General features: G+C 58.0%; 8 protein-coding genes and 1 pseudogene. 7 read left to right on the forward strand and 2 right to left on the reverse strand.

Going from position 1 to position 6,625, the window contains the following annotated elements:
* Positions 1-690: pseudogene (locus ABAC402_RS40490) on the forward strand (Ppx/GppA family phosphatase); the annotation flags it as partial.
* On the opposite strand, the gene ABAC402_RS38775 reads toward ABAC402_RS40490, so the two are convergent.
* Together ABAC402_RS38775 and rnd are read right to left on the reverse strand one after the other, a co-directional pair.
* Positions 687-1,112 carry a hypothetical protein gene (locus tag ABAC402_RS38775; protein WP_023451344.1) on the reverse strand — a complete coding sequence of 142 codons (426 nt, stop codon included), beginning with the start codon at positions 1,110-1,112 and terminating at the stop codon, positions 687-689. The pseudogene ABAC402_RS40490 and the gene ABAC402_RS38775 overlap by 4 nt on opposite strands.
* A complete protein-coding gene (gene rnd / locus ABAC402_RS38780; protein ID WP_023451345.1) occupies positions 1,112-2,260 on the reverse strand; it encodes a ribonuclease D in 1,149 nt (382 codons plus the stop codon). Before rnd ends, ABAC402_RS38775 begins: the two co-directional genes overlap by 1 nt.
* 60 nt (positions 2,261-2,320) lie before the next feature.
* Here rnd and purM point away from each other — a divergent pair, with 60 nt between their 5' ends.
* The 6 genes from purM to ABAC402_RS40405 all read left to right on the forward strand — a co-directional run.
* A complete protein-coding gene (purM, locus tag ABAC402_RS38785) occupies positions 2,321-3,352 on the forward strand; it encodes a phosphoribosylformylglycinamidine cyclo-ligase (RefSeq protein WP_023451346.1) in 1,032 nt (343 codons plus the stop codon).
* A 370-nt stretch (positions 3,353-3,722) separates the two neighbouring features.
* On the forward strand, positions 3,723-4,172 hold the full coding sequence (locus ABAC402_RS38790; protein ID WP_023451347.1) for a DNA polymerase III subunit chi: 450 nt from the start codon (positions 3,723-3,725) through the stop codon (positions 4,170-4,172).
* Positions 4,173-4,360: 188 nt separating this feature from the next.
* A complete protein-coding gene (locus tag ABAC402_RS39960; RefSeq protein ID WP_023451348.1) occupies positions 4,361-4,561 on the forward strand; it encodes a hypothetical protein in 201 nt (66 codons plus the stop codon).
* A 94-nt stretch (positions 4,562-4,655) separates the two neighbouring features.
* Positions 4,656-5,114: a response regulator gene (locus ABAC402_RS38795; protein ID WP_023451349.1), complete on the forward strand. Its 459-nt coding sequence runs from the start codon at positions 4,656-4,658 to the stop codon at positions 5,112-5,114.
* Positions 5,115-5,126: 12 nt separating this feature from the next.
* Entirely contained in the window at positions 5,127-5,867 is a 741-nt protein-coding gene (locus tag ABAC402_RS38800) for an ATP-binding protein (protein WP_052025388.1), read from the forward strand.
* Between the two features lie 509 nt (positions 5,868-6,376).
* On the forward strand, positions 6,377-6,625 hold a 249-nt coding region (locus ABAC402_RS40405; RefSeq protein ID WP_155847501.1), incomplete at its 3' end, for a helix-turn-helix domain-containing protein.

Here is a 6,625-nt window from a genome sequence, read left to right on the forward strand (position 1 = left end):
GTGCTGCAATGCCTTATCGAGACCTTTGACTTCCAAACCGTTTGTTTTTCGGCGAATGGTCTGCGTGAAGGCTTGCTTTTTGACAACCTGGCCCCGGACTTGAAAGCCCGAGATCCGCTTCTGGAAGGCTGCGCCGCTCTGGGGGCCAGGCTGGGCATTTCCACCGACATCGGGCCGGCTCTGGCAAAATGGACGCGGGACTTTTATCAAAGCACCGATGGCGTCCTGATTGAGCGGCCAGATCAACGATTGATCCGAGCGGCCGCCAAGCTGGCCGATATCGGCGCAACCCTTCACCCTGATCATCGGGCCGATCTGGTCTGCGACCAGGTACTGCGAGCGCCGATTCCCGGCCAAAGCCATGCCGAACGGGTCTTTCTGGCCTGCACATTGTTCACCCGCTACGCCGGCGAAGCCTATGTCAAGGAACCGGTACTCATCGACCGTATCCTGGGGCAGGATGGTCTGAACCAGGCGACGCAACTGGGCCTGACCTTAAGGTTGGGCTGCGACCTCTCGGCCAAGTCTGCGAGCCTCCTCAACAATGCCCATCTCTTGCAACAGGAACGCAACCTGGTTCTGGAAGCGCGGGAAGGCTGGGAAGACCTTTTGCTGGGCGAACAGACGCGCAAACGCGCCAAAACCCTGGCCAATGCTCTGGGGCTGAACCTCAAGATGGGCAGCTACTAGCTTAAATTTTCAGGAAGATTCTGCACCCAGACCGATGCTGCGCCCCAACCAATCAAGGCGTCATGATGGTTATGGCAAATGAGATAGGCCACCTCGGCATCAAAGACATATGTTTCAAAACCCGGCGTGTTTGCCAGAACAAGCCCCAAATCTTTACCGCTTTCGAACGCCCGGACAATGCGGGTTCCCCCACCGTGCAGCAGACAAGACTGATCCCCCACAAACTCGTCAATGAGGCTCCAGCCATCGCCCCGGCGTACACCTCTCTTTTCGCCAGGCGTTTCCCACGGAAACAACTTCGAGAGATCAATATTGAAGGACTGATTTAACCGATCCAATGCGACGTTCAACTCAGGTTCGGCAAGACGCTCGACTGTGACCTGAAATGTTGCCGCCGCCTCGTCGATCCCAAACGTGTCCATCAGTCCAACTCGACAACCTCAACCTTGGTGCCGTTAAGCACAAGGGCCAGTTCTCCGCGCTTCAGGCGCAGCGCATCATCGCCAAACACCTTTCGGCGCCAACCCGTCATGGCCGGCACATCGGCGTTGTCGTCGAGGGCGATCTTTTCCAGGTCGGCAACCGTCGCCAGGAGTTTGGGCGCCACACCCTCTTCTTCGCAGCGGATGCGCAACAACACCTTGAGAAGTTCAACCACCGACGCCGGCACCTGGAGGGGCGCAGCGGATCTCTCGATCTTGGGTGCATAAGGCTCAGGGTTCTTGAGCACATTGCGGATGATCTCTGTCAGGTCCTGACCGAACTTTGATGCGCCAAAGCCCTTCGATGTCGAACGCAGATGATCAAAAGCCCCTGCATCGGTCGGCAATTGCGTGGCGATCTCGTCAACGCCTTCGTCCTTCAGGATACGGCCGCGCGGCATGTCACGCTCCTGGGCCATGCGTTCGCGCCAGGCCGCAACCTGAGAAAAAACAGCCATATACTTCACGGAGTTCTTGCGTGGCCTCAACCGGCGCCAGGCATCCTCGGGATTGGTCGAATACAGGTCCGGTGCGCACAGGTCGGCCATTTCCGCCGAAACCCATTCCAGCCGGCCTTCGCGCGCCAGCCGGTCGCGCAGTTTCGGATACACCTTGGCCAGGTGGGTGACATCGCCCAGGGCGTACTGCAACTGTTGCTCCGACAACGGACGTCGAGACCAGTCGGTGAAGCGTGATCCCTTGTCGATATCGATCTTCAATTTCTGCCGAACCAGCGAATCATAGGCGACCTGATCGCCGTAGCCGGCTGCCATGGCCGCGACCTGGGTGTCGAAAATGGGCATCGGCAGGGTGCCAAGATTGACGAAGATTTCCATGTCCTGGCGGCAGGCATGAAAAACCTTCAGGATCTTCTCGTCGGCAAGAATATCAAGAAATGGCTTCAAATCCAATGACTTGGCCAGCGGATCAATAATCGCGGCGTGATCTTCGCTGGCGGCCTGGATCAGGCACAGCTTAGGCCAGTAGGTGGTCTCACGCATGAATTCGGTATCGACCGTGATAAAGGGCGCGGATTTTATCGCCTCGCAAAAAGCTATCAGGTCATTGGTATTTGTAATTGGAGTCATTTTGTCGCTATAGCAGAGCGCAAACGCCTCCCATACCCCAATTTACAGGATTTTCCACGAATGTCCGAACTGAAAAACGGGCTGACCTATGCCGCATCCGGCGTCGATATCGATGCCGGCGAGGCGCTGGTCGACGCCATCAAGCCTTTGGCCAGGTCAACGCGCCGTCCGGGCGCCGAGGCCAGCCTGGGCGGGTTCGGCGCGCTGTTCGACCTCAAAGCTGCAGGCTATGACGATCCCTTGATCGTCACCACCACCGACGGCGTCGGCACCAAGCTGAAAATCGCCATAGAGACCCATCGCCATGACACGGTCGGAATTGACCTTGTCGCCATGTGCGTCAATGATTTGCTGGCCCAAGGGGCCGAACCGTTGATGTTCCTCGACTATTACGCAACATCAAAGCTCGAGATCGATGTCGCGCGCCGCGTCGTCGCCGGCATCGCCGAGGGTTGCAAGCGCGCCGGCTGTGCGCTGGTTGGCGGCGAGACCGCCGAAATGCCTGGCATGTACGGTGACAGCGATTACGACCTTGCCGGTTTTTCGGTCGGCGCCGTCAATCGCGACGACGTACTGCCGAAGCTGGATGACCAGCGCGAGGGCGACCTGATCATCGGCCTGGCCTCGTCGGGGCCGCACTCCAATGGTTATTCGCTGATACGCAAGGTGGTTGAGGTCGCCGGCCTGACCTGGTCGTCGCCGGCGCCTTTCGCCAAGGACCTTTCCTTAGCCCAGGCCCTGCTGGAGCCGACGCGCATCTATATCAAGGCGGTTCTGCCGCTGATGAAGGCGGGTTTGATCAAGGGTGGCGCTCACATCACCGGCGGCGGCCTGATCGAAAACCCGGACCGGGCGGTTCGCGAGGGATTGACGGCACAATTCGATTTCGACGGCTGGGCGTTTCCGCCGGTGTTCGCATGGTTGATGCAGGCGGGCGGGATCGACAGGTACGAAATGCTGCGGACCTTCAACTGCGGCGTCGGTTTTGTCCTGTATGTCAGCCCCAGGAACGCCGATGTTGTGTTGTCGGCACTGCTGGACGCCGGTGAGGATGCGTTTATCTGCGGGCAATTGGCGGCGGTTGAAACATAAGATTTGGCCACGAACCGACACGAAAAGCACGAACTTCAGGATTTGTCTTTCATAGAGGTGCTTGAGACGTCTTTCTCACGATTTTGATCAAGGATGTCACCGATGCCCGGCCTTGGGCTGGCACACGGACAGACTCGGATGGACGGCGTTTCCTTCACCGACCGCGCATTAGCACAGGCCTGATGAGCGCCTTACTGCGCTCGGGAAACGCGAGTTTAAGGAACGACTTTAGTGGTTTCATGACACCATGAAATCCGTAGGAGCCCTGGCAAAAAAACTTGCTGTCAGTTCGCCTTTACAATCGGTTCAGAACGATCGCAAAGTTCGTGCTTGTTCGTGCCCTTCGTAGTTAGACTCTTTCCATAGTCACATGCCCGATATCTGGTTCTACCACCTCGAAACGACACCTCTGGACCAGGCCCTGCCGGGTCTGCTGGAAAAGGTTGCCCAAAAGGGTTGGCGCGCCTATGTCCACGGCCACGAGGATGACAAGATTACGGTGTTGAATGACGGGCTGTGGACCTACCGCGCCGACTCGTTTCTGGCGCACGGCCGCGAAGGTGACGAACTGGAAACACGCCAGCCCGTGCTGCTCGGAACGACCGGTGCCATGGCCAATAAACCTCAGGTATATCTGTCGGTTGCTCCGGTGGATTTACCGGATCTTAGCGGTTTGGAGCGCTGTATAATTGTCTTCGACGGCAACGACGACGAGCATCGAAACTGGGCGCGAACACAGTGGAAAGCCCTGAAGGCTGCCGGTGGTGACCTGGCGTACTGGAAGCAGAATGACCGTGGTCGATGGGAGAAGGTGCAGTGAAAACAATGCGAAGTGTTTCCCTCTTGATGCTGGTACTCAGCACCGCCGTCCTGGCCGGGTGTAGCTCAGGGCCAGACGTCCCGCCGCCATCTGCGACACAGCCCAAGCCGGAGTACTCGCCGGTTCCCGATCGGAGCGAGTCGCAAGCTCAAGCCCCTGGAACTCCGCCGGCGCCTCGGTTCAAACCCGTGTCCGCCGACCAGTGCGGCGCCGCTGAGTTGCAGTATCTGATCGGAAAGCCCCGCACCGAAATTCCCGTTCCCCTGCATCCCGGCAAGCGCCGGGTCGTGTGTTCGACCTGTGCGGTGACCATGGACTTTGCGGCGGATCGCCAAACGGTCGTTTTCGATACAGATACGGGTTTGATCCAATCCGTTAAGTGCGGCTAGTCTACCTGGTTCTCAACAGGGCTGCGTCTTCACAACGCCAGGCCGCGTTGATTCGCCGCATGGGAGAATTTTTGCCCCCGGCTGAGGAAATGGAATGACCAAACGTCTTATCGAGGGTAGCCGGCCAGCCGAAATCCTGCTTGTTGACGACAATCGCGGTGACGCCTTGCTGGCACAGCATGCTTTGCGCGACGCCAGTTTCGCCACAAATCTGACGGTCGCGCAAACCGGTGAGTCAGCTATGGCAATTTTACGTGGCGATGGCGACTATGGCGGCAAACGGTTGCCTGACCTGATCCTTCTGGACCTGCAGTTGCCCCAGATGAGTGGCCTTGAGGTGTTAACAGCCATAAAGGTCAGCGAACGAACCAAACACATTCCGGTGATCGTGATGTCCAACTCAGGCGCCGGACGTAATATAATGACGAGCTATCGGCTTCACGCCAATGCGTACGTCGTGAAGCCGCTGGATATCGGCAAGTACCGCGAGGCGATTGCCTTGATGGAACAGTTCTTTTTTGTGTTGGCCACCCTGGCCGATGCCGATCATTGACCAGGGCGCGCTATGGAAGATGGAGATAAGCCTGTGCAGGCATGTCGCGAATTATCAGCGCCGATCCAGGTAGATGCCGCTGACGAGTTCAAGGATTTCGCCTATATCGTGTCGCACGACCTGGCGGGTCCGGTGCGTTCGATCGTTGGCTTCTCGCAACTGTTGACTGAGCGCCTAAAGGCCAGCACAACCGAAGAGGACAAGCTGCATCTGGAATTGATTATCGAGAGCGGCCAGAAACTTAACGACATGATTCAAGGGCTTCTGGCCTTTTCGCGGCTCAACACAATTTCCCGAACGCCAGAACCTGTAGATTTGGAGATCATTCTGGCGCGTTGCCATATGGAAGTGCAGGCTGAGCTGGACGTCACGGGCGGGCAGTTGCTCTACCCGCCCATGCCGACCGTCACGGCCGATCCCACACGCATGTTCACGCTTTTCCATGCTCTGATTGACAACGCTATCCGCTTTCGCAAGCATGGTATTGGGCCGGATGTGCGCGTCTCAGTGACCGAGTGCGCTACCAGTTGGGATTTTTCGGTTGAAGACAATGGCATCGGCATCGATCCAATGTTCTATGACGACGTTTTCCGGCCGCTGCGCAAACTGCACACGGACGACGCCTATCCGGGCGTCGGCATGGGCCTGCCCCTTGCACGCAAGATCGTTTTTCAGCACGGTGGCAATATATGGATTGAACCCTCGCCCCTGGGCGGTACAGCACTCTGTTTCAGCCTGGCCAAGCAGGTGTGACGTGGCGACAGACCACAGGGTTCATGAGGCGCAGTCTCGCGACTGCATCCGGACGACAGCGCAGGTAGACATGCTGTAGTCCGGGTGCCGCCGGGCCGAGCGACTGGCATGATTTCCGATGGTGCGGCCGCTGGTGTGTAGCGACATCCCCAGTGACCGAATGTTGCGCCGGGATGCGTCGACAGACAAGTTCGGGGTTTTCAGGTCGCCAGCCGTTTACAGTAACAGCAATACGGTCGATCGTCAGGGCCGGCCGGTGACGTGAGCCAGATGGCACTTTGCTGGGTGAGATCGTGATCGGTGAGCCTGTATCGAACGTCTCGTTTGGCGGTGCCAGGCGGAACCGGTTGTGCATTCCGGCGACGACACGGGTGTATGCGGTGATGCTGGCGGTAAATGGCGCCAGGACGTGTTATACCAAGGGCATTAAGCGCTGACTCTGTTTGGGGATTCCCTTTTCATAGGGATTGTGATTCCCTTTGCCATTGATTTGGCAGGAGGGTTTGGTTTTGTCGGCATCGGTCTCGATTACACGGCTGGATTTGGACGCTTCGGGTTTGCGTCAGGCTGCATCGCGAAGCCATGATGCGAATGCCGCGCGACGGATGCTGGCGTTGGCACTGATATTGGAAGGTCGCACCCGTACAGAGGCGGCTATGATTTGCGGGATGGAGCGTCAAACGCTTCGCGATTGGGTGCACCGTTACAACGCTGAAGGGCTGGCAGGTCTAAGCGACCGTCCTTTACCTGGTGCGCCG

The sequence above is a fragment of the Asticcacaulis sp. AC402 genome, from assembly GCF_000495835.1.
In the GTDB taxonomy this organism is placed as follows: Bacteria; Pseudomonadota; Alphaproteobacteria; order Caulobacterales; family Caulobacteraceae; genus Asticcacaulis.

What these genes read in the sequence shown, in the direction of transcription:
- ABAC402_RS38775 (WP_023451344.1), bottom strand. Translation starts at nt 1,112, where the DNA reads ATGGACACGTTTGGGATCGACGAGGCGGCGGCAACATTTCAGGTCACA.
- rnd (WP_023451345.1), bottom strand. Translation starts at nt 2,260, where the DNA reads ATGACTCCAATTACAAATACCAATGACCTGATAGCTTTTTGCGAGGCG.
- purM (WP_023451346.1), top strand. Translation starts at nt 2,321, where the DNA reads ATGTCCGAACTGAAAAACGGGCTGACCTATGCCGCATCCGGCGTCGAT.
- ABAC402_RS38790 (WP_023451347.1), top strand. Translation starts at nt 3,723, where the DNA reads ATGCCCGATATCTGGTTCTACCACCTCGAAACGACACCTCTGGACCAG.
- ABAC402_RS38795 (WP_023451349.1), top strand. Translation starts at nt 4,656, where the DNA reads ATGACCAAACGTCTTATCGAGGGTAGCCGGCCAGCCGAAATCCTGCTT.
- ABAC402_RS38800 (WP_052025388.1), top strand. Translation starts at nt 5,127, where the DNA reads ATGGAAGATGGAGATAAGCCTGTGCAGGCATGTCGCGAATTATCAGCG.